Genomic DNA, 21229 nt, shown 5'->3' with positions numbered 1-21229 from the left:
GATCCCTCAAAGGGATTCACGCTTTCCTGATGTTGTCGATGAAACGCGCGATGACGATAAAGAAAACCGGCACGAAGAAGATCGCGAGAAGCGTACCGCTAATCATGCCGCCAAATACTCCGGTACCGATGGCATGCTGCGTACTGTCGCTCGCCCCGCTGGCCAGCATCAGCGGAACAACCCCTAAAGTGAAGGCTAACGATGTCATCAGAATGGGCCGCAGGCGCTGGCTGGCGGCATGAACGGTTGCCGCCAGCAGGGGCTGCCCCTGACGATGGAGCTGCCTGGCAAATTCAACAATCAGAATGGCGTTTTTGGCCGACAGGCCGATAAGCGTAATCATTCCAACCTTGAAGAAAACGTCATTCGTCATGCCGGCAATAGCCACTGCCATGACCGCGCCGATAAGACCCAGCGGAACGACCAGCATCACCGCAAATGGAATAGACCAGCTCTCATACAGCGCGGCGAGCACCATGAATACGACCAGTATCGACAGGGCGATAAGGCCCGGAAGCTGAGATTGCGATTTTATCTCCTGTAGCGAACTCCCGGCCCACTCGCCAGCCATGCCCTGAGGCAGGCTCCTGGACAAACCCTCCATAACCTTCATTGCGGTGCCGCTGGACTCTCCCGACGCCGCATTTCCGGTAATGCGAATAGCAGAATATCCCTGATAACGCGTCAGCTGCTGCGGCGCAACGTTCCATGAAAGCGTGGCAAATGTCGATACCGGCACCATCTGACCCATTTGGTTTTTCACTGATAACTTCAGTATCTGCTCGGGCTGCATTCGGTAGGGTGCATCGGCCTGGATAATCACCTGCTGAACGCGGCCGTTGTTCGTATAGTCATTGACGTAGTTTGAGCCCAGGGTGACGGAGAGCGTCTGGTTGATTTCATCAAATGAGACGCCCATCGCTTCCGCCTTCTCCCGGTCAACCTGGAGCGCGAGGCTTGTTCCTTCCGGCAGACCGTCTATATAGACGTCACTCAGTTCAGGACGCTGATTAGCCTGCAGGACCAGCGCGTCGGCAGCTCGCTTTAACGCCTCGTAGCCAAGCCCCGCTCTGTCCTGCACGTACCAGGTGAAGCCCGATGAGGTGCCCATATCCGAAATGGCCGGCGGAAGCAGGCTCATCGTGACGGCATCAGAGACGTTCGCCATGCTGGCCTGTATATGGTCGGCTTCATCCTGGGCCGTCGAGCCCTGCCGATTTTTCCAGTCCTTCAGCGTGGTGAAGGCCATAGCCGAATTTGGTCCTGAACCTGAAAACCCAAACCCCAGGATCATAATGTTGCTTTCAATATCCGGCCGGGCCGAAATTTCCTCTTCAAACTTTTTAACCACCTTGAGGGTGCGCTGCATCGTGGCATCAGAAGGCAGCTGGATTGAGGACATAAAGTAGCCCTGATCTTCGTCCGGCAGAAAGGACGACGGTAACGAAGACATTCCCAAAAACAGCGCAGCACAAAGCGCAGCGTACAGGAGCAGCATACGTCCGGTTCGCCTCAGAACGGCACCCAGACCGGCTTCGTAACAGGCGGTGAGCGAACGGAAGCGCGCGTTAAACCCGACCGCGAACCTTCCACCTCCGCTCTTTCCTGCATTGTGCGGCTTAAGTAACGTTGCGCACAGGGCAGGCGTCAGCGTCAGGGCAAGAAACGCCGAGAGCAGTATGGAGACCGCCATGGAAATACAAAATTGTCGGTAGATAATTCCGACGGATCCTTCAGCAAACCCCATGGGGATAAAGACTGCGGTTAACACCAGCGTGATGCCTATAATCGCCGGGGTGATTTCCTGCATGGCCTGCCGGGTAGCATCACGTGGGGAGAGTTTTTTTTCCTCCATCAGTCGTTCAACGTTTTCTACGACCACGATGGCATCATCAACAATAATCCCTATCGCCAGCACCATGCCGAACATCGTCAGAATATTGATGGAGTATCCGCTCAATAGCATTACCGTGAAGGTGCCCAGAAGTGCGACGGGAGCAACAATCGCCGGGATAAGCGTGCAGCGTAACTTGTGCAGAAACAGCAGCATTACCAGGAAGACGAGGACCATCGCTTCCACAAATGTCTGAACCACCTTAATGATAGAAAGTTTCACAAACGGCGCGGTATCGAAGGGAACCGTAAACGCCATTCCTTCGGGTAACACCCGGGAAAGCTCGTCGATTCGCGCGCGTACGCCTGAAGCCGTACTCATTGCGTTGGCACCCGGCGAGAGCTGGATTGCCGCCGCCGTTGCAGGCACGCCATTTTCGCGGATTCCGAAAGCGTAACTTTGCAGGCCAGATTCAATGCGTGCAATGTCGGACAATTTCAGGCGGGCGCCGGATGCTTCAGATTTCAGGGTGATATTCCTGAACGCCTCGACCGAGGAGAGTTGTCCCTTCACGGTGATGGGATACGTCACCCCTTGTCCTGCAGATGCTGGCTCGTCTCCCGTTTTGCCGGGCGAAACCAGGGCATTTTGCTGGCCAACAGCGGTGAGCACATCGCTCACCGAAAGGCCGTAGCCGTGGAGCTTCATGGGATCCAACCAGATGCGCAGCGCTTTTTCGCCGCCAAACAGCTGAACTTTCCCGACGCCTGGCACGCGACGAAGCTCGTCACTGACGTTTCTGGCAAAATAGTCGCTTAAGTCGGCTTCCTCAAATTGGCCCGTCGCGGACTTCAGCCCCACCATCATTAAAAATCCAGAATTAGCGGCCTCGACGTTAATGCCGTTTTGTCTCACCGCCTGAGGGAGACGAGGCTCGACGATCTTAATCTGATTCTGCAGGTCCATCTGCGCCAGCTTGATGTCCGTGCCGGGTTTAAACGTGACGGTAATTGATGCCGAACCGGTTGTGTCACTGGATGATTCGAAATAGAGCAAATTATCGACTCCAGAGATTTCGCGCTCAATTAACGACACCACCGACGTATTCATGATATCGGGGCTGGCCCCCGGGTAACTGACGGAAATAATGATGCCCGGCGGAGCCACCGCCGGATACTGCGCAACCGGCAAACGGGGAATAGACAGGAGACCCGTCAGGACGATAAACAGCGCCACTACCCAGGCGAAAACGGGGCGTTCAATAAAAAAATGAGGCATTGGGTTATTTTTGTGCGAAAGAGTGAGGGAGAAAGTCTACCGCGCACCTGTTTAGCGGAAGTGGGCGGTTTATGGAGAACGTGTGGAGCAAGGGCTCAAATCATTCTCATAATCAGGTACAGCGGCGCTCCGCCAAAAAAAATGATCAAATAACACTCGTAGTAAAAGAGCAGATCCTCGATATCGGGCATCGTGTTTAACAGCACGGTGAACGTAATAATGAGATAAACAAATATCACTATTAGCCAGAAGGCGATGACAAGCAGCTCAGTCAACGCGCCAGCTTTATTTTGAACGATCAGAGAGACCACCGACAATGCGATGCAGCCATAAATAATGGGTGAAGAGAGCAGCGTCGAGGCGACTTTTTCATCCATTCTGTGTACCAGCATCAGCCAGGTATAAAGTAATCCCCACGACAGCAGCAGAAACAGGAAATATATGCCCAGTTTTTTTGGGGAAAAATATTTAGAAAGTTCCATGTTCATTATTTCAGCCAACTTCATAAAATCTTTAAGAAACAGTGGTAATTTGCAGCGCGCAATGCACAACGCGTTATGCCTCAATAGCGATTTTGAACGGACATTGTCGAGTCTTTATTGACTGAATGTGTAGGCTGTGTGGAGAAATAACCGGGCATTTAAATCAACCGGGAAATTTTCGTGACTACGGCACTTTTTCCCGGAGGCTGTGTCTTATTGTGCTAAAGATATCTGATAGCGTGCTTAAAGGGATTTCACCCGCGGAGATAATATGAACAAAAATACGCTGATCCTTGTTGTTGAAGATGAAGACGAAATCGCCGATATACTGATGAGCTACTTAGAGCGTTCGGGGATGAAAACGCTGAGGGCCAGGCAGGGCGAGCAGGCGATAACGCTCAATCGCCTCCATAAACCGGATCTCATCTTGCTGGACATTCACCTGCCCGTGTGTGACGGCTGGAGCGTGCTTACCACGCTTCGTCAGGAAAGTTCTGTCCCCGTCATTATGGTTTCCGCTCTCGATCAGGACGTCGATAAGCTCATGGGCCTGAGGCTCGGCGCGGATGATTACGTAATCAAACCCTTTAACCCGGCTGAAGTTGTCGCAAGAGTTGAGGCGGTGCTGCGCAGGACAAAACCCGCGCTTCAGCAGGCGGGTTCTCTGCCGCTCAGAACGCCATTTATTACGGTCTATCCGGATGACTTCTACGTGGAAGTCACCGTGGGCGCAGAGGTTGTCTCACCGGTATTAACGACGACCGAATTTAAATTGCTCACCTGGCTGGTGAGGTATCCGCGAAAGGTCTGCTCCCGCGAAGAGTTACTCAACGCGTGTTTGCCGGAAGGCGATACGCTCGACAGAACCGTTGACAGCCATATGAGCAAGCTGCGAAAAAAACTTGAGCTGGCCGGTCTTTATGGCGTTCCCGAGAGCATCAGGGGCATGGGCTACCGGCTTGGGGAAAAGAAATGAATAAAGAGTCTGTCCTGAGCCGTCAGATCTTAACGTATATGCTGTTGCTGACGTTTACGATAATTGCCATCGCCATACTGGGCTCCTGGTTTTTTTACTCCTTTATTCTGGATCATCTTCCGGGCGGTCCTGCTGCGGGCGATGACGAGCAGATGACGATGTGGGACTGGGCATGGATTGGGACCGCGACAACGATCAGCCTGATCATTGCCGTTTTCTTTACGGTCAAACTTTCATCGCGAATACTCACCCCGCTAAACGCGGTCGCGTCCAGCCTGAAAAAAATTTCTCAGGGCGATCTGGACGCCAGGGCATTCTGCGCCAGTTCCCGGCTGGGAGAGATCAATCACCTGGTTACGGATTTCAATGAAATGGCAGAAAAGCTGCAAACCCTGGATATCCAGCGGAAATCCTGGAATGCCGCGATTGCGCATGAACTCAGAACCCCGGTCACCATTTTACGCGGACGGCTTCAGGGACTGGTTGACGGTGTGTTTACGCCGGATCCGGTGCTGTTTAATAACCTCCTCAAACAGACGGAGGGATTAACCCGTCTGATTGAAGATCTCAGGGTTATCAGTTCGGATGGCGGGGCAGGATACACGTTATACCGGGCCAGAACGGATCTAAAAGGGACAATCCAGGACGCGCTCGATACTTTCATGCCCGAGTTCAACCGTAAGGCATTTACCGTCAATACCGAATTAAGGAAGCAGCAGTGCGTATTCGATCCCTTACGCATTAATCAGTGTCTGACCGTTTTATTTGACAATGCCTTACACTATTCAACCTCGCGGAAGCTCACGGTAAAAAATGGTGTTTCGGATAAAGGCAATTATATCCTTATTCAGGATGGGGGGCCGGGTATCCCCAGGGAGTTTCATGACTTCCTGTTTCAGCCCTTTCAGCGCGATGATGGCGCCAGACAGTTGAACCCGGAAGGCTGTGGTTTGGGCTTGTCGGTGGTAAAAGCCATCATGCTCGCGCATGGTGGCGATGTTACCTATACGTTATCGACGCATAACCACTCGATATTTAAACTCACCTGGCCCGACTCGTGAGCTTCAGCGGCAGGTCAAATGTGCCTGCCGGTGATAAATGCCATATTTTTCCTAGTTTAGCATCCCATTCCTGCGGGGTAATCGACAGTTTACCGCGTCTCGGGCTTAAGGTTATTTCACTGAAATAGATTTCATCTTTTTTTAGCATGAGGTCAACGCGGCAGTAGTCAATTCCATGCGCCAGCTCCTGGGATGCCAGCAATGCCTGTCGGAACAAGAGCGGTTCGCCTGGTTCTACTGGAGTATTCGGATATTCCATCCGGAAGGGTTGTAAGTGCCAGTGCCTGTCATAAACGTTGATAAACCCTTTGCCGTTATCATCCGTAAAATCCGCTTCAACATAGTGGGCAACGCCATGAAAACAGTGGATCCTCAGCATTTCCGGCGTTGTGTTTCTGTCGGCATCATCGAAGAGATCGACAAACGGCTCGCAGAGTATACTGGGCGTAATGTTTTTGTATTGCCATTCGCGCGTGGTGTAGTACAGATTTTTCTTTAACGCGAGACTCAGTTTTTTACACGCTTCCCTGACGTTAAATTGCGCTTTGTTTGTACATATTATTGTGCTGCCGCTGTCATGGTTGCACTTAAGGACGAATTTTTCAGGGAGTACTGAAAAATCAATCTGCGACGCTCTGGTATAAACACCAATTAATGGCACCGTTTTCACGCGCGTTGTTCTGGATGAAACGTATTCCCTAACGGCGAGTTTATCGGCAAGCATGGTATAGACGTTATTGTGGTCATAAACCAGACGATGACATATTTTTTCACTCAACGTCGTGGGCGAGTTAATGTCAGGTTCTTTTCCGGTTGTTTTCTTAAGCCTCATAGTATGAAAATGCAGGTCCGTCATTAAAAATGAACGACATTTTCTGATGAGGTACTCGGTATATTTGAGAACGTAAGTGGCGTTGTTCATTTCTTCTCCTCCGTAATGTCCGGATATTTTGGAGAAGAACTGTTGATGTATTTTGCTTAGAATATGGAGCCACAATGGAGATGAAAAAATTAAGGATTAAACAGCGTGTAAAGGCTATTTAATCCTTATTAAGCGGTGCAACGTTTGTTTACCGGTCTTTGCGCCACGCATCGGCTGTCAGTGCTTCACCGAAATGACCGGCAATCAGCCGTTTTGTCAGCTCGTGAAGCGGGGAGGCCATCACGTCCGCCGTGCTGCCGCGCTCGACCACTTCACCTTGATGCATAACCATCACCTGATCGCTGATGTGTTTCATCATTCCCAGATGCTGGGTAACGTAGATATACGAGATCCCCTGTTTTTCCTGCAATTCCAGCATCAGGTTAATCAGCTGCGAGCGCATCGACATATCCAGCGAGGCAAGCGCTTCATCAGCAATGATCACTTTTGGTCGCAAAATCAACGCACGCGCCAGACCCAGACGCTGTTTCTGGCCGGGGGCCAGCATATGCGGGTAGTAGCTTTCGTGATCCGGTAACAGCCCAACCATACGCAGGGTTTCAAACACGCGCTTACGGCGCGCCTCCGGCTCCAGGTCGGTGTTCAGACGCAGCGGAAAATCGAGGATCTGCGAAATGCGCTGGCGCGGATTGAGCGAGGTAGACGGATCCTGGAAGATCATGCGGATGCGCTGGCTGCGGAAAGAGTAATCCCCGAATGTAAGAGGATGATCGTCAATCAACACTTCGCCTGCCGTCGGTTCAACCATGCCGGCAAGCATTTTCGCCAGGGTCGATTTCCCGGAACCGTTCTCGCCGATGATCGCCAGAGTCTGTTTTTCACGCAGCGTAAAGCTCAGCGGTTTTACCGCGTCGACAGTTTGGCGATGAAACAGCCCCGTGCGGTAGCGAAAGGTCTTACTCAGGTTACGGACTTCCAGTAAGGTTTCGACCATTTCACTCTCTCTCCATGTTCAGCGGGAAATGACAGGCGTAAAGATGATTTTTGGCCCCGGTCAGGCGTGGCGTCTCGATACATTTACGCTGAGCATAGGGGCACCGCGGACCCAGACGACAGCCAATCGGCAACGATTCCAGCAGCGGAATCGCCCCCGGCAGGGTGTTCAGGCGGCTTTTATGCGGCATCGCGCTGCCAAAATCGGGAATAGCGCGGATTAGCGCCTGCGTATACGGGTGGTGCGGCGCGGTGATCAGGTCTTCACTCGGCGCGGTTTCGACCGTTTGTCCGCAGTACATCACGTCAATTTTATCCGCCCATTTGCTAAGCATTTGCAGGTCATGGCTGATCAGCAAAATGGTGGTGTTGTTGTTCTGGTTAAGACGCGACAGCAGGCGGAAGATTTGCGCCTGCGTGGTGGGTTCCATCGCGTTCGTCGGTTCATCCGCGATCAGCAAACGCGGCTGATTGGCCAGCGCGATGGCAATCATCACTTTCTGACATTCGCCGTCGGTTAGCTCGTACGGGAAGCTGCGCATCGCATCTTTGTGATCTTTGATCCCGACGCGGTGTAAAAGCTCAATGGCGCGACGCTTGCGCCAGCCAACGCGTTGCCACCAGCGGCCTTTATAGGTCCAGCCGGGGATGTTCTGCATCAGCTGTTTGCCCACGCGTTCGGACGGGTCGAGACAGGACTGCGGCTCCTGGAAAATCATCGAGACGTTATGCCCGACCAGCTTGCGCCGCTCGCGGGGAGAGAGGCGCAGCAGGTCGATGTCATCAAACCGCATACGGTCGGCGGTCACGCGCCAGTTATCTTTCGCCACGCCGCAGATAGCTTTGGCAATCAGGCTTTTTCCTGAGCCGGATTCCCCCACCAGCCCGCGAATTTCACCCTCCGCGAGGGTGATGCTGATGCGATCGACGGCTTTAACCCAGCCTTCACCGGTTTTGAATTCAATGGTGAGGTTGCGAATATCAAGAAGCGGCATTATTGCACCCCCGCGTTAATTGCACGGCGAATACCGTCGCCCAGCAGGTTGATCAGCAGCACGCTCACCATAATGGCCGCACCCGGCAGCATAACCGTCCACGGCGCCACGTAAATTAACTCCAGCGCGTCACCGAGCATCGCGCCCCATTCGGGCGACGGCAGCTGCGCGCCGAGGTCAAGGAAGCCGAGCGCAGCGATGTCCAGGATCGCCATCGACAGGGCGCGGGTGATCTCGGTGACCAGCCCGGAGGCAATGTTAGGCAGCACGGCAAACCACAGAATGTTGAAGGTGGTCGCACCGTCCAGACGCGCGGCGACGACATACTCTTTTTCCAGCTCGTCATGCACCATGCTGTAAACCGAGCGCACGATGCGGGGCAGGATAGCCAGCCAGACGGCGAACATGGCATGCGACAGATGCGGACCGGCAAAGGCAACCACAATGATCGCCAGCAGCAGGGACGGAATCGACAGCAGCGTATCCAGAATGTGGTTAAGCACCGCCGAGCGCAGGCCATGCGTAGATCCCGCAAAAATACCCAGCGCCAGCCCGCAGATCGTGGCCGCGAGCGTCACCACAAATGCGCCGCCCACCGTCGGGGCTGCACCGCTCAGCAGGCGGCTCAACACGTCACGTCCGAGGTCGTCCGTTCCCAGGAAGAAGGAGACTTCGCCGTAGCGCGACCAGGACGGCGGCAGCAGCTGATAGCCGAGGAACTGCTGATCGATGCCATACGGCGCAAACCACGAGCCAAAGACGCACAGCAACACCAGGCCTGCACAGCCATAAAGGCCGATCATTGCCGTGGTGTCACCATAGAATTTACGCCACACGGTACGCAGCACGCCGGGCGTGCGCTTTTCACTGTATACGCTATCGTAAGGCATACCATTCCTTATGCTTCAATGGGTTAGCCATGGCACCCAGAATATCGGACAACACGTTAACAATAATCACCAGCGAACCAATCACCATCACGCCTGCGGAAATAGCGGCGTAGTCCTGCTGGCGGATAGCGTTAATCAGCCATCGCCCCAGCCCTGGCCAGCTAAAGACCATCTCGGTGATCATGGCCAGCGTGAGCATGGTGGAAAACTGTAATCCCAGACGCGGAATAACCGGCGGCAGCGCGTTGTGCAGGACGTTGCGGCGCAGTATGGTCAGGCGCGACAGACCGCGCGTGGCGGCGGCTTTGACATAGTTCTGGTCAAACACCTCGATGGTGCTCAGGCGCATCAGGCGAATCACTTCGGTTGTTGGCGCAACCGCCAGCGTCAGCACCGGCAATACCATATGGCGCAGGGCGCTGACGATCATCTCGTGGCGCCACACCGAATCGGACAGCCACGCGTCAATGATGGCAAAACCGGTCACCGTTTTAACCGTGTAGAGCAGGTCAAAACGGCCAGAAACCGGCAGCCAGCCCATCGTCAGAGAGAAGAAAACCGTCAGCAGCAGCGCCAGCCAGAATACCGGGATAGAAAAGCCCAACAGGGCGAGGGCGCTGATAAACTTATCCTGCCATTTATTGCGATAGATCCCGGCCAGCATGCCTACGGGAATGCCAACCATCAGGGCAAAGCCAAAGGCCAGAATGCACAGTTCCATCGTGGCCGGGAAAACTTCTTTCAACTGATCGGAAATAAGCTGCCCGTTAATGCTGGATACGCCGAAATCCCAGTGCAGCAGCCCGTTAAACCAGAACAGCCAGGCATCCCACAGCGACGACCCCTGGAGCGGGGCGTGGGGCGTAAAATAGCTCAGGCTGAAGCCGACAAAGTTCAGGAAAAAGAGCGTCACCAGCAGCAAAAGGAGCCGACGTAAGGTAAAAATAATCATGGTTTTTTCACCTCTTGTTCTTTTTCACGCGACACGCCGGCGAACGAGGCGTTGCCGAACGGACTCAGCACCAGACCTTTAATATCATAGCGATACGCCTGAAGGCGCAGGGAAGAGGCCAGCGGCAGCACCGGCAGTTCCTGGGCAAGGATCTTCTGCGCTTCATCATAGGCATCGATGCGCGAGGCCAGCTGCTGGGAAGCCAGCGCTTTTTGCAGCACGGCGTCAAACTCCCGGTTGCACCAGTGGGCATAGTTGGTCTGCGAGTTTATCGCCGCGCAGCTCAGAAGTGGCCGGAAGAAGCTGTCCGGATCGTTACTGTCGGTCGCCCAGCCGGTCAGGGTTAAATCATGATTCATGTCCATCAGGCGCGCCTCCTGGAAACGGCCCTCAACCGGTACGATGATCACTTTCACGCCCACCTGCGCCATATCCGCCTGCAGCAGTTCGGCGGTCTTGAGCGGGCTCGGGTTCCACGCCTGGGAGCTGGTGGGCACCCAAAGCTGCAGCGTGAGGTTTTCCGCCCCCAGCGCCTTCAGCTGTTCACGCGCTTTTGCCGGATTGTATTCGGTAATTTTAGCTTCACCGTCATAGGCCCACGAGGCGCGCGGTAAAATTGAGGCGGCGGTTTCCGCCGTGCCGTAGTAGATCGACTGCATCAGGCGCTGGTTGTTAATCGCCAGCGCCAGAGCGTGACGAACGGCAGGGTTATTCAACGGCGGCTTATCCGTGTTAAAGGCCAGATAAGCGATATTCATGCCGGGGCGTAACGTCAGGCGCAGGCGCGGATCGTCGCGCAATATGGTGAGCTGGCTGGCCGCGGGCCAGGCGAGAACGTCACATTCCCCGGTGAGCAGTTTCGACAGACGTCCCGTCCCGCCAGAACCGAGATCGACCACCACCTGCGGCATCAGCGGCGTGCCGCGCCAGAAATGCTCGTGGCGCTGCAGACGAATGTACTGCCCGGCACGGTATTCGGCCAGCTGGAACGGACCGGTGCCGACCGGCTGACGATCGAGCAGCTCCTGACGATCTTTTTTCGTCAGGTTCGCCGCGTATTCAGCGGACATGACCGACGCATAGTGGGTCGCCAGGTGCCAGAGGAAGGAGGCATCCGGGCGCGTCAGCGTAAATTCGACCGTCCGGTTATCCAGCTTACGCACGCTTTTGACGGTGTCGGCAAACTGCAGGCTGTCGAAATAGGGGAAGTTACCGCCGTTAACGTTGTGCCACGGATGGTTGCGGTTAAAAATGCGCTGGAAGGTGAAGACCACGTCATCCGCGTTCAGCTTGCGCGTGGGGGTAAACCACGGTGTGCGCTGAAATGCGACGTCATCGCGCAGGTGAAAACGGTAGGTTGCGCCGTTATCCAGCACTTCCCAGCTTTCCGCAAGCTCGGGTACAAGACGGTAGGTGTACGGGTCAACGTCAAGCAGACGGTCATAAAGCTGCGCGGCAAGGGTATCCACAATCAGGCCGCTGCCCGCTTTTTGCGGGTTGAAGGTATCCACCTGGCCGCTTACGCAATAGACGAAGCCGCTGTCACGAATGTCAGGCTGCGGCGTTTGCCCGGGCGCGGCAAAAGCCTGGCTGCTAAACAGACCAAGTGCAAAAAAGGACGATAAAAACAGACGCATAATTTTTAAGGTATTATATATGAAGTGGCTATCCTACTAATTTTAAACGACATTATCCAGTGTCGTTTAAGCCTGAGGGCATAATGGGGGCAGTAACGTTTGCAGTCGGTCACTCAGCGTCACAACCAGATGCACGTTCATACCTGCAATCCACTTTGAATATACCTCATGGACTATCTTAGCATTTTCGTGGCGCATCTGACTCGCTATATACGAAGGATTTGCTCCGGCGGATAGCATCAGGCAAGCGCATATATACCGCGAAATACAGGAAGAAACGTTCTCACTATAAGGTCTGGGATCGTCTGCGGACAGACATGATTGAGGTCGCTGCAGGAAGGCATCCGAACACCACATAGGCTCAAAGACTACTTAAAGTATTTGTCCAGTGGATCGTGATACCTGTACTTTCTGAAGAAAAAAAGCCAGTAAAAAAAGCCAAGCACAGCACCTAACCCGGCAAACTTCAGGAAAAGAACTTTGCGAAAACTGAGAAGGTCTGCGAAAGAGTATACTCCCTTCCATATATCAATAACGCCGCCGTTTATTACCAGATCTGAGAACAGAGCAAGCACTGGTAACGCAATGGCATACGCACAGACTAAATAGCATAAAGTAAAAATCCTTACTTTATTGTTCACGTGCATACCAGCCACCCTGGTTCACTTTTTCAGCGCTTTCATTAGCATTATCAGTACAAACGCTATCGTTGCAGACAGGCCAAACTTAATCAGAATTGCTGTGAAATCATAGTTATTCATGGCTTCTTCACCATCGCCTGAAATCTGGATATGTTGCATGAAAACATCATTAATCCAGCTGTCCGGTAAGAGGATAAAACAGGCAATAAGTAAAACAACGAATATTATGATTTTCATCTCACACCACATTTACTGAAGTCAGGTACACCACGAACATCAATACGTCCGTAAGCCATCAATCCTTTACCGCCGGGTACAATCACTTTTTTCCGGTTGAGTAACGCATTCCGTAAAATCTGGAAGTCGGCCGCTCTGTAAAGGGTGATACAGCCCCACGATACACCAGAACCATCGGTGTTGAGAGGATGAAGTCTGAAACTTCCGCGTCTCGCTCCATTAACATAGACGTAATCGCTCATGGTTTGTGCGCTATACAAACCGAACCATTCAGAGTGATGGTTTTTGTACAGGTGCACCATATCGATAAATTCTGCTCTGACCTGGTTAACAAAACTGCCAGCGGGGCGGTCAACAATCCAGTAAGTACCCGGCGGTATAGCGGCTTTTTCGATATCTGAACAGTTTGGATTGTTTATATACCGTTCAATTCCTGACAGTACGTCAAACGATCCAATACCATAACAATCCAGCTTGAGCGTTTTCCCATCTGGCGACAGCCGACCATAATCCATCATGCAAATCTGCAAGCTCATACTCCCGTTTCGATTGTCATTTTGCAGAAATGATAATTGATAATAAATGGCTGGTTAACCTACTAAATTTTCATTACAGGCAGGTTAGTGATTAAGCATGTTTGGTAGTAACGGGGTGAGGATGCCAGCAGAGTGCTGTAAACCTTATGAAGAATATCAATCAGACCATGCTCCGTAAAAATCTCTGCGGTTAAGTGCTGATATTGTCAGCGCATTTGATGCTTTTTGAGCAATGCCCTTAACTGATGGTAGGTCAGACCCAGCAGTTCAGCCGCCCGTTTCTGGTTATATTTCGCCGTCTTAAGGCTTTGCTCCAGCAGCTGTTTTTCCTGGTCGTGCTGGAACTGGCGTAAATCAAGGGGAAGAGCAGGGGCATCGCCTGGAGATGCTGGTGCGGGCAAGGGCGGCGCGCTGCGCTGAAAAGGATCGATAATGATATTGTCCAGCTCGGTCTCGCTGCTGCCGTGGCGATAGACGGAACGCTCCACGACGTTTTTCAGTTCGCGGATATTTCCCGGCCAGTGGTAAGCAAGCAGCGTCTCCCGTGCATAATCGCTGAAGCCGGGGAACAGCGGCAGTCCGAGCTCGCGGCACATCTGAATCGCAAACTGGTCTGCGAGCAGCATGATGTCGCTTCTGCGTTCACGCAGGGGAGGAAGCTGAACGACGTCAAAGGCCAGGCGATCGAGCAGGTCGGCACGGAATTTCTCCTGTGCCACCATCTCCGGCAGGTTGGCGTTAGTGGCACACACCAGACGCACATTGACCTGCAGCGGCTGGCTACCGCCGACGCGCTCCAGCTCGCCGTATTCAATCACGCGCAGCAGCTTCTCCTGCACCAGCATGGGCGCGGTGGCAAGCTCATCAAGAAACAGCGTACCGCCGTCGGCGCGCTCAAAGCGTCCGGGATGGCGTTTCTGGGCGCCGGTAAACGCGCCCGCTTCATGGCCGAAGAGCTCGGTATCAAGCAGGTTTTCATTCAGCGCCGCGCAGTTAAGGGAAATAAAGGGGCCGTCCCAGCGCCCGGATAAATAGTGCAGACGATTGGCGATAAGTTCCTTACCCGTACCGCGCTCGCCGATGATTAGCACCGGTTTGTTGAGCGGCGCCAGACGAGAAACCTGTTCCAGCACTTCCAGAAAACTGTTTGCTTCGCCGAGTAAATTGTCTTTGTATCCAGGCATGATGAAATTAACCACTCCTTAGCGATATTCACCAGGGAAGAATAGTTCTTCACTGCGTGAAAATCAATCATGGCTTTTTAAATCAATAAGATAAAAAGTTGGCATGATGTTTGTATTATCTGTACAGCAGGGCATAGCCCAATAACAGAACTATGAGGATTAGATTATGGGTATTTTTTCTCGTTTTGCCGACATCGTGAACGCCAACATCAACTCACTGCTGGAGAAAGCGGAAGATCCGCAGAAGCTGGTGCGTCTGATGATTCAGGAGATGGAAGACACGCTGGTTGAAGTGCGCTCTACCTCCGCCCGCGCGCTGGCGGAGAAAAAACAGCTTACGCGTCGTATTGAACAGGCCACTGCTCAGCTGAACGAATGGCAGGAAAAAGCTGAACTTGCGCTGCGCAAAGACAAAGAGGATCTGGCCCGTGCGGCGCTGATCGAAAAACAGAAGCTGGCTGATATGGTCGCTACGCTCGAGCATGAAGTCACGCTGGTGGATGACACGCTCACCCGTATGAAGAAAGAAATTGGTGAGCTTGAAAACAAACTGAACGAAACCCGCGCGCGTCAGCAGGCGCTGACTTTGCGTCACCAGGCGGCAAGCTCCTCCCGCGACGTGCGTCGTCAGCTGGACAGCGGTAAGCTTGATGAAGCGATGGCGCGTTTTGAATCGTTTGAACGTCGTATCGACCACATGGAAGCGGAAGCCGAAAGCCACGGCATCGGCAAGCAAAAGTCGCTGGATCAACAGTTCGCCGATCTGAAGGCTGATGATGAAATCAGCGAACAGCTCGCGGCACTGAAAGCCAAAATGAAGCAAGACAACCAATAATAATTCCTGCGGCACCTGAGCGTGCCGCATCGTAAGACAAGGAGTACACATGAGCGCGCTTTTTCTGGCCATTCCCCTGACAATTTTCGTGCTGTTCGTTTTGCCGATTTGGCTATGGCTGCACTACAGCAACCGTTCTTCACGGGGCGAACTTTCCCAGAGTGAACAACAGCGTCTGGTTCAGCTCTCTGATGAAGCGAACAAAATGCGCGAACGCATTCAGGCGCTGGAAGCCATCCTGGATGCTGAACATCCAAACTGGAGGGACCGTTAATGTCTGGACTGAATCTGAAAAAAAAGCTGTGGCGAATTCCACAGCAGGGCATGGTGCGCGGCGTCTGTGCCGGGCTGGCTCATTATCTTGACGTCCCGGTTAAGCTGGTACGCGTGGTGACGGTGCTGTCGATCTTCTTTGGTCTGGCATTTATTACCCTGGTCGCGTACATCGTGCTGTCGTTTGTTCTTGACCCGATGCCGGAAGGAGAACTGGCAGCGGAAGGCGCCCCCACCAGCAGCGATCTCCTGAATGCGGTTGATGAACAACTCGCTGCCGGGGAGAAGCGGTTACGGGAAATGGAACGCTATGTCACGTCGGATACCTTTACGCTGAGAAGTCGTTTTCGTCAGCTTTAAGAGAGAGAAGAGATGAAACAACACTGGCAACAGGCCGGTCAGAAGGTTAAACCCGGCCTCAAAATCGCAGGTAAACTGGTCCTGCTGACCGCGTTACGTTTCGGCCCGGCAGGCGTGGCGGGTTGGGCGATAAAATCCGTTGCCCGCAAGCCGGTCAGAATGGTACTGGCAGTGGCGCTCGAACCGCTGTTGCAAAAAGTGGCAAAACGGCTGTCTCGCCGCTACTTATCCCAGTAATTTCCGCACGCGTTAGCCCTTACTCTTCCGGGAGAGGGGCTGGCGACGATTAACCACACTTCCTCGTTTCCCCTGCTTTCTTTGCGGCAGCTCACAATATTGTTCTGAGCTGCTTTGCAATCGTGTTTTTCTCCTGCCCGGTCCGTTGACAGATATTTTTCATGGGAGTAGATTGCCACTTCGTGGGACCGCTACCATGGAAAATCAAGTGAACGAAAAAATTAAAGCACTCATTAATCTTATTTATGGAAAAACGTTTTCTGAAGCGCATCTTCACGTGTTGCTGGAAAATATTGAAAAGGCCGCCTCTGTTATTACGGAAAGGCGTAAAATGGGCTGGGATGAAAAAGATGTCGTTTTGATAACCTATGCCGACCAGATTTCAGCGAAAGGGGAGAAAGCACTCCCGGTTTTTACACGTTTTTATAACAAATGGCTTTCGCATTCTTTTTCTCATGTCCATCTTTTGCCTTTTTATCCTTGGTCTTCGGATGACGGATTTTCTGTCGTTGATTATCATGAAGTTGCGCCTGAAACGGGAACGTGGCGAGATGTTGCTGAATTAAAACAGTCAGCCAGCCTGATGTTTGATTTCGTCTGCAATCATATGTCGGCCAAAAGTGCCTGGTTTGCTAATTACCTGAAGCAAATGCCAGGGTATGATGATTTCTTTATTTCTGTCGATCCTGAAACAGATTTATCCGCGGTGACGCGTCCGCGTGCCTTACCGCTTCTTACGCCTTTCACGCTTCATGATGGCAGCGTACGATACCTGTGGACCACCTTCAGTGAGGACCAGGTTGATCTCAACTTCGCCTCTCCGCAGGTGCTGATTGCGATGGTCGACGTGCTGCTGCGTTACCTTATTGAAGGGGCGCGATATATTCGACTGGATGCCGTTGGGTTCATGTGGAAAATACCTGGAACGAGCTGCATTCACCTTGAGCAAACCCACCAACTCATCCAGCTTTTCCGCGCCATTACCGAGGCGGTTGCCCCTGGCACGGTGATTATCACCGAGACGAACGTTCCGCATAAAGATAACGTCTCTTACTTCGGTGACGGCGAAAATGAAGCGCAGATGGTTTATCAGTTCTCTTTACCCCCGCTTGTACTGCATGCGGTGCATTGTCAGGATGTGCGCACGCTAAGCCAGTGGGCTGCGTCGCTTGCGTTGCCTTCCACAAAAACGACCTGGTTCAACTTCCTGGCCTCGCATGATGGCATCGGTCTTAACCCATTACGCGGAATATTACCTGAGTCGGAGATCATCTCGCTTGTAGAGAAGCTTCAGTCCGAAGGCGCGTTGGTTAACTGGAAAAATAACCCGGACGGCACACGAAGCCCTTATGAAATTAATGTGACCTATCTGGATGCATTAAGCACACGAGAAAGTCATGATAGCGATCGCATTGCCCGGTTTATTCTGGCCCATGCCGTCCTTTTAAGCTTCCCCGGCGTTCCTGCGATTTATATTCAGAGTATTCTCGGCTCCCGTAATGATTATGACGGTGTAGAGCGTCTGGGATATAACCGTGCGATAAATCGCGAAAAATATACCGCGGGACAAATTGACCGCGCGCTTGAAGATAAAAGCAGCCTGCGTTATCAGGTCTATTGTGCGTTAAGCCAGCTAATCGTGCTTCGTCGTGCGGAAAAAGCATTTCACCCTGACAGTCAGGCTTATTTTAGCACGTCAGGTGAGCATGTATTAAAAATTGTTCGCGTGGCGGATTGTTGTGAAAAAATAACAGCGCTATTTAATTTCAGTGATTCTCCTCAAACGGTTGAATCAGATATTCACTCCGGACGGGAATTGATTAGCGGAGAAGATATTACCGATACGACTCTGACCCTAAATCCATGGCAGGTTTTGTGGATTAAAGAAAACTAAAAAGGACCTTAAACATGAAAACACCCAGAATTGTGCTGATATCAGCACTGGTTTCGTGCGCCCTGTTATCAGGCTGTAAGGATGACAAAGCGTCCTCTGTCACCATTGAGTTTATGCACTCGTCGGTAGAGCAGGAGCGTCAGGCCGTTATTACGAAACTGATCGAAAAATTCGAGAAAGAGAACCCTGGCATCACGGTAAAACAGGTACCGGTGGAAGAGGATGCCTACAACACCAAGGTGATTACGCTGGCGAGAACCGGCGCGCTCCCTGAAGTGATTGAGGTCAGCCATGACTACGCAAAAGTGATGGATAAAGAACAGCTTCTGGATCGTGACGCTATTGCTGAAGCCGTTAAAGCGGTGGGGGAAAAGACCTTCTATGACGGAATTTTACGCGTAGTCCGTACGGAAGATGGTGCAGCCTGGACGGGCGTGCCGGTCAGCGCCTGGCTTTCGGGCGTCTGGTATCACAAAGATGTGCTGGCCGCGGCGGGCATTGAGGAGCCGCATAACTGGGAACAGCTTCTGCAAGCCAGCCAGCGCCTGAACGACCCGGCTAAAAAGCATTACGGCATCGCGTTGCCGACGGCGGAAAGCGTGATGACCGAGCAGTCATTTTCCCAGTTTGCCCTTTCTGGTGGCGCGAACGTGTTTGATGCAAAAGGCAATGTCGATATCGATACGCCGGAAATGGCAAAAGCGCTGGCGTTTTATAAAGCGCTGGCTGCGACCACCATGCCGGGTTCGAACGATGTCATGGAGATCAAAGACGCCTTCATGAACGGTTCTGCGCCGATGGCGGTTTACTCCACCTACATCCTGCCTGCCGTCTACAAGGACGGAAACCCTTCTAATCTGGGCTTCGTTGTCCCGACTGAAACGTCATCGGCGGTGTACGGCATGATCACCTCACTGACGATCACCACCGGGCAAACCGAAGAGGAGACCAAAGCGGCCGAGAAGTTTGTTACATGGATGGAACAGGCTCAAAACGCGACGGACTGGGTCATGATGTCGCCGGGCGCGGCGCTGCCGGTGAATAAATTGGTGGTGGGCACGGATACCTGGAAAAACAACGACGTGATCAAAGCGTTTGGGCAGTTGCCTTATGAGCTGATTGCGCAGTTCCCGAACGTGCAGGTGTTTGGCGCAGTGGGGGATAAAAACTTCACCCGCATGGGCGACGTGACGGGCTCCGGCATCATCAGTTCCATGGTGCATAACGTTACGGTGGGGCAGAAGGACCTTAACACAACGTTAAGCAGCAGCCAGAAGCGACTGACTGATCTCATTACACAACGATAGGAGCGCTCTGCGGAAGGAAATTATGAAGACGTTGTTTTCTGGTCGTTCAGATATGCCTTTCGCCATGCTGCTGTTGGCCCCCAGCCTGATTCTGCTGGGGGGCCTGGTGGCCTGGCCAATGATTTCCAATATTGAAATCAGTTTCTTACGCTTGCCGCTCAATCCGCGCATTAGCGCCGTGTTTGTCGGACTGGACAATTACATTCGCATTCTCAGCGATGCCGCTTTCTGGCACTCGCTGTGGATGACATTCTGGTACACGGCGCTGGTAGTGATTGGCAGCACGGTGCTGGGTCTTGCCGTCGCCATCTTCTTTAATCGCGAGTTTCGCCTGCGCAAGACGGCACGTTCACTGGTGATTTTATCCTACGTCACGCCGTCTATTTCGCTGGTGTTTGCCTGGAAATACATGTTCAACAACGGCTACGGCATCGTGAACTATCTGGGCGTAGACCTGTTGCACCTGTATGACCAGGCTCCGCTGTGGTTTGACAACCCGGGCAGCAGCTTCGTGCTGGTGGTGCTGTTCGCTATCTGGCGTTACTTCCCGTACGCGTTTATCTCATTCCTGGCGATTTTACAGACCATTGATAAATCCCTGTATGAAGCGGCGGAAATGGACGGCGCAAATGCCTGGCAACGTTTTCGTATCGTCACGCTGCCCGCGATTATGCCGGTCCTGGCCACGGTGGTCACGCTGCGCACCATCTGGATGTTCTACATGTTTGCTGACGTCTACCTGCTGACCACCAAGGTCGATATTTTAGGCGTCTATCTCTACAAAACCGCATTCGCTTTCAACGATTTAGGTAAAGCAGCGGCGATCTCTGTGGTGCTGTTCGTGATCATCTTCGCGGTGATTCTGCTGACCAGAAAAAGGGTGAACCTCAATGGCAACAAATAAACGCGTACTGAGCCGTATTGGTTTTTATCTCGGGCTGGCGGTATTCCTGATCATCACGCTTTTCCCGTTCTTCGTGATGCTGATGACGTCATTCAAGAGCGCTAAAGAGGCGATCTCGCTCAATCCTACCATTCTGCCGCAGGCGTGGACGCTGCAGCATTATGTAGACATCTTTAACCCGCTGATCTTCCCGTTTGTGGACTATTTCAAAAACAGCATGGTGGTGTCGCTGACCTCCTCGGTAATTGCCGTGTTTCTCGGCACGCTGGGTGCTTACGCTTTATCCAAACTGCGTTTTAAGGGCCGCACGACGATCAATGCGAGTTTTTACACCGTCTACATGTTCTCCGGCATCTTGCTGGTGGTGCCGCTGTTCAAAATCATCACTGCCCTTGGGATCTACGACACCGAGCTGGCGCTGATTATCACCATGGTGACGCAGACGTTACCGACGGCGGTGTTCATGCTTCGCAGCTACTTCGACACCATCCCGGACGAAATAGAAGAAGCCGCAATGATGGACGGCCTTAACCGCCTGCAAATTATCTTCCGAATTACCGTGCCGCTGGCGATATCCGGGCTCGTATCAGTGTTTGTCTACTGCTTCATGGTGGCGTGGAACGACTATCTGTTTGCGTCCATTTTCCTGTCCAGCGCCAGCAACTTCACCTTGCCGGTCGGGCTGAACACGCTCTTTAGCACACCCGATTATATCTGGGGTCGCATGATGGCGGCATCGCTGGTGACGGCACTTCCGGTGGTCATCATGTACGCCCTGTCTGAACGTTTTATTAAAAGTGGTTTGACCGCCGGTGGCGTGAAGGGCTGAGGCGGCCAATT

22 protein-coding genes are annotated in these 21229 nt (G+C 52.7%); 10 read left to right on the top strand and 12 right to left on the bottom strand.

Going from position 1 to position 21229, the window contains the following annotated elements; translation table 11 throughout:
* Positions 1–16 precede the first annotated feature (16 nt).
* A complete protein-coding gene (locus V1587_RS14835) occupies positions 17–3112 on the bottom strand; it encodes a multidrug efflux RND transporter permease subunit (protein WP_395314403.1) in 3096 nt (1031 codons plus the stop codon).
* 95 nt (positions 3113–3207) lie between these two features.
* On the bottom strand, positions 3208–3594 hold the full coding sequence (locus tag V1587_RS14830; RefSeq protein WP_371898324.1) for a transporter: 387 nt from the start codon (positions 3592–3594) through the stop codon (positions 3208–3210).
* 271 nt (positions 3595–3865) lie between these two features.
* On the opposite strand from V1587_RS14830, the gene V1587_RS14825 reads away from it, so the two are divergent.
* Both V1587_RS14825 and V1587_RS14820 read left to right on the top strand, forming a co-directional pair.
* Positions 3866–4570 carry a response regulator gene (locus tag V1587_RS14825; RefSeq protein WP_371898323.1) on the top strand — a complete coding sequence of 235 codons (705 nt, stop codon included), beginning with the start codon at positions 3866–3868 and terminating at the stop codon, positions 4568–4570.
* Positions 4567–5631 (top strand): ATP-binding protein, encoded by a 1065-nt coding sequence (locus tag V1587_RS14820; protein WP_371898322.1) that lies wholly within the window; start codon positions 4567–4569, stop codon positions 5629–5631. The genes V1587_RS14825 and V1587_RS14820 overlap by 4 nt, the downstream gene beginning before the upstream one ends.
* Here V1587_RS14820 and V1587_RS14815 read toward each other — a convergent pair.
* The 10 genes from V1587_RS14815 to pspF all read right to left on the bottom strand — a co-directional run bounded on the left by V1587_RS14815 (position 5612) and on the right by pspF (position 14579).
* Positions 5612–6553, bottom strand: coding sequence for an ATP-grasp fold amidoligase family protein (locus V1587_RS14815; RefSeq protein WP_371898321.1), 942 nt, complete (start codon positions 6551–6553; stop codon positions 5612–5614). The genes V1587_RS14820 and V1587_RS14815 overlap by 20 nt on opposite strands.
* Before the next feature lie 148 nt (positions 6554–6701).
* Entirely contained in the window at positions 6702–7508 is an 807-nt protein-coding gene (gene sapF, locus V1587_RS14810; protein WP_023312051.1) for a putrescine export ABC transporter ATP-binding protein SapF, read from the bottom strand.
* Between the two features lies 1 nt (position 7509).
* Positions 7510–8502, bottom strand: a complete 993-nt coding sequence (sapD, locus tag V1587_RS14805; protein WP_008501228.1) for a putrescine export ABC transporter ATP-binding protein SapD — start codon at positions 8500–8502, stop codon at positions 7510–7512.
* On the bottom strand, positions 8502–9392 hold the full coding sequence (sapC, locus tag V1587_RS14800; RefSeq protein ID WP_045908876.1) for a putrescine export ABC transporter permease SapC: 891 nt from the start codon (positions 9390–9392) through the stop codon (positions 8502–8504). The genes sapD and sapC overlap by 1 nt, the downstream gene beginning before the upstream one ends.
* Positions 9379–10344, bottom strand: a complete 966-nt coding sequence (sapB, locus tag V1587_RS14795; protein WP_395314402.1) for a putrescine export ABC transporter permease SapB — start codon at positions 10342–10344, stop codon at positions 9379–9381. Before sapB ends, sapC begins: the two co-directional genes overlap by 14 nt.
* Positions 10341–11981, bottom strand: coding sequence for an ABC transporter substrate-binding protein SapA (sapA, locus tag V1587_RS14790; protein WP_371898318.1), 1641 nt, complete (start codon positions 11979–11981; stop codon positions 10341–10343). The genes sapB and sapA overlap by 4 nt, the downstream gene beginning before the upstream one ends.
* Before the next feature lie 368 nt (positions 11982–12349).
* Positions 12350–12628, bottom strand: a complete 279-nt coding sequence (locus V1587_RS14785) for a hypothetical protein (RefSeq protein ID WP_371898317.1) — start codon at positions 12626–12628, stop codon at positions 12350–12352.
* 15 nt (positions 12629–12643) lie between these two features.
* Positions 12644–12859, bottom strand: a complete 216-nt coding sequence (locus tag V1587_RS14780; RefSeq protein WP_371898316.1) for a hypothetical protein — start codon at positions 12857–12859, stop codon at positions 12644–12646.
* Positions 12856–13395 carry a DUF2778 domain-containing protein gene (locus tag V1587_RS14775; protein WP_370883573.1) on the bottom strand — a complete coding sequence of 180 codons (540 nt, stop codon included), beginning with the start codon at positions 13393–13395 and terminating at the stop codon, positions 12856–12858. The genes V1587_RS14780 and V1587_RS14775 overlap by 4 nt, the downstream gene beginning before the upstream one ends.
* A 206-nt stretch (positions 13396–13601) precedes the next feature.
* Entirely contained in the window at positions 13602–14579 is a 978-nt protein-coding gene (pspF, locus tag V1587_RS14770) for a phage shock protein operon transcriptional activator (RefSeq protein ID WP_371898315.1), read from the bottom strand.
* A 166-nt stretch (positions 14580–14745) separates the two neighbouring features.
* Between pspF and pspA the strand changes: the two genes are divergently transcribed.
* The 8 genes from pspA to V1587_RS14730 all read left to right on the top strand — a co-directional run bounded on the left by pspA (position 14746) and on the right by V1587_RS14730 (position 21218).
* On the top strand, positions 14746–15414 hold the full coding sequence (pspA, locus tag V1587_RS14765) for a phage shock protein PspA (RefSeq protein ID WP_033145729.1): 669 nt from the start codon (positions 14746–14748) through the stop codon (positions 15412–15414).
* Between the two features lie 49 nt (positions 15415–15463).
* The gene (pspB, locus tag V1587_RS14760; RefSeq protein WP_023312045.1) at positions 15464–15688 is read left to right on the top strand and encodes an envelope stress response membrane protein PspB; all 225 of its coding nucleotides are present in this window, start codon (positions 15464–15466) and stop codon (positions 15686–15688) included.
* The gene (pspC, locus tag V1587_RS14755; RefSeq protein WP_371898314.1) at positions 15688–16047 is read left to right on the top strand and encodes an envelope stress response membrane protein PspC; all 360 of its coding nucleotides are present in this window, start codon (positions 15688–15690) and stop codon (positions 16045–16047) included. Before pspB ends, pspC begins: the two co-directional genes overlap by 1 nt.
* 12 nt (positions 16048–16059) lie before the next feature.
* Positions 16060–16284: a phage shock protein PspD gene (pspD, locus tag V1587_RS14750; RefSeq protein WP_023312043.1), complete on the top strand. Its 225-nt coding sequence runs from the start codon at positions 16060–16062 to the stop codon at positions 16282–16284.
* 196 nt (positions 16285–16480) lie between these two features.
* The gene (locus V1587_RS14745) at positions 16481–18178 is read left to right on the top strand and encodes a sugar phosphorylase (RefSeq protein ID WP_371898313.1); all 1698 of its coding nucleotides are present in this window, start codon (positions 16481–16483) and stop codon (positions 18176–18178) included.
* A gap of 14 nt (positions 18179–18192) precedes the next feature.
* The gene (locus V1587_RS14740; protein WP_371898312.1) at positions 18193–19485 is read left to right on the top strand and encodes an ABC transporter substrate-binding protein; all 1293 of its coding nucleotides are present in this window, start codon (positions 18193–18195) and stop codon (positions 19483–19485) included.
* Positions 19486–19507: 22 nt separating this feature from the next.
* Entirely contained in the window at positions 19508–20389 is an 882-nt protein-coding gene (locus tag V1587_RS14735) for a carbohydrate ABC transporter permease (RefSeq protein WP_371898310.1), read from the top strand.
* A complete protein-coding gene (locus tag V1587_RS14730) occupies positions 20376–21218 on the top strand; it encodes a carbohydrate ABC transporter permease (protein ID WP_159514331.1) in 843 nt (280 codons plus the stop codon). The genes V1587_RS14735 and V1587_RS14730 overlap by 14 nt, the downstream gene beginning before the upstream one ends.
* Positions 21219–21229: the final 11 nt, after the last annotated feature.

It is taken from the genome of Enterobacter sp. ECC-249, from assembly GCF_043965265.1.
Lineage (GTDB): Bacteria > Pseudomonadota > Gammaproteobacteria > Enterobacterales > Enterobacteriaceae > Enterobacter > Enterobacter quasiroggenkampii.
Note: the sequence above shows the minus strand (reverse complement) of the source record. Positions and strands in the feature narration are given on the sequence as shown.

Bases quoted from the DNA above. Each gene is read 5' to 3' on its own strand.
- sapD (WP_008501228.1), bottom strand. From the start codon at position 8,502: ATGCCGCTTCTTGATATTCGCAACCTCACCATTGAATTCAAAACCGGT.
- V1587_RS14830 (WP_371898324.1), bottom strand. From the start codon at position 3,594: ATGGAACTTTCTAAATATTTTTCCCCAAAAAAACTGGGCATATATTTC.
- V1587_RS14735 (WP_371898310.1), top strand. From the start codon at position 19,508: ATGAAGACGTTGTTTTCTGGTCGTTCAGATATGCCTTTCGCCATGCTG.
- pspC (WP_371898314.1), top strand. From the start codon at position 15,688: ATGTCTGGACTGAATCTGAAAAAAAAGCTGTGGCGAATTCCACAGCAG.
- V1587_RS14740 (WP_371898312.1), top strand. From the start codon at position 18,193: ATGAAAACACCCAGAATTGTGCTGATATCAGCACTGGTTTCGTGCGCC.
- sapB (WP_395314402.1), bottom strand. From the start codon at position 10,344: ATGATTATTTTTACCTTACGTCGGCTCCTTTTGCTGCTGGTGACGCTC.
- V1587_RS14815 (WP_371898321.1), bottom strand. From the start codon at position 6,553: ATGAACAACGCCACTTACGTTCTCAAATATACCGAGTACCTCATCAGA.
- pspD (WP_023312043.1), top strand. From the start codon at position 16,060: ATGAAACAACACTGGCAACAGGCCGGTCAGAAGGTTAAACCCGGCCTC.
- pspF (WP_371898315.1), bottom strand. From the start codon at position 14,579: ATGCCTGGATACAAAGACAATTTACTCGGCGAAGCAAACAGTTTTCTG.
- V1587_RS14835 (WP_395314403.1), bottom strand. From the start codon at position 3,112: ATGCCTCATTTTTTTATTGAACGCCCCGTTTTCGCCTGGGTAGTGGCG.
- sapA (WP_371898318.1), bottom strand. From the start codon at position 11,981: ATGCGTCTGTTTTTATCGTCCTTTTTTGCACTTGGTCTGTTTAGCAGC.
- V1587_RS14780 (WP_371898316.1), bottom strand. From the start codon at position 12,859: ATGAAAATCATAATATTCGTTGTTTTACTTATTGCCTGTTTTATCCTC.
- V1587_RS14745 (WP_371898313.1), top strand. From the start codon at position 16,481: ATGGAAAATCAAGTGAACGAAAAAATTAAAGCACTCATTAATCTTATT.
- V1587_RS14825 (WP_371898323.1), top strand. From the start codon at position 3,866: ATGAACAAAAATACGCTGATCCTTGTTGTTGAAGATGAAGACGAAATC.
- sapC (WP_045908876.1), bottom strand. From the start codon at position 9,392: ATGCCTTACGATAGCGTATACAGTGAAAAGCGCACGCCCGGCGTGCTG.
- V1587_RS14785 (WP_371898317.1), bottom strand. From the start codon at position 12,628: ATGCACGTGAACAATAAAGTAAGGATTTTTACTTTATGCTATTTAGTC.
- V1587_RS14730 (WP_159514331.1), top strand. From the start codon at position 20,376: ATGGCAACAAATAAACGCGTACTGAGCCGTATTGGTTTTTATCTCGGG.
- sapF (WP_023312051.1), bottom strand. From the start codon at position 7,508: ATGGTCGAAACCTTACTGGAAGTCCGTAACCTGAGTAAGACCTTTCGC.
- V1587_RS14775 (WP_370883573.1), bottom strand. From the start codon at position 13,395: ATGAGCTTGCAGATTTGCATGATGGATTATGGTCGGCTGTCGCCAGAT.
- V1587_RS14820 (WP_371898322.1), top strand. From the start codon at position 4,567: ATGAATAAAGAGTCTGTCCTGAGCCGTCAGATCTTAACGTATATGCTG.
- pspB (WP_023312045.1), top strand. From the start codon at position 15,464: ATGAGCGCGCTTTTTCTGGCCATTCCCCTGACAATTTTCGTGCTGTTC.
- pspA (WP_033145729.1), top strand. From the start codon at position 14,746: ATGGGTATTTTTTCTCGTTTTGCCGACATCGTGAACGCCAACATCAAC.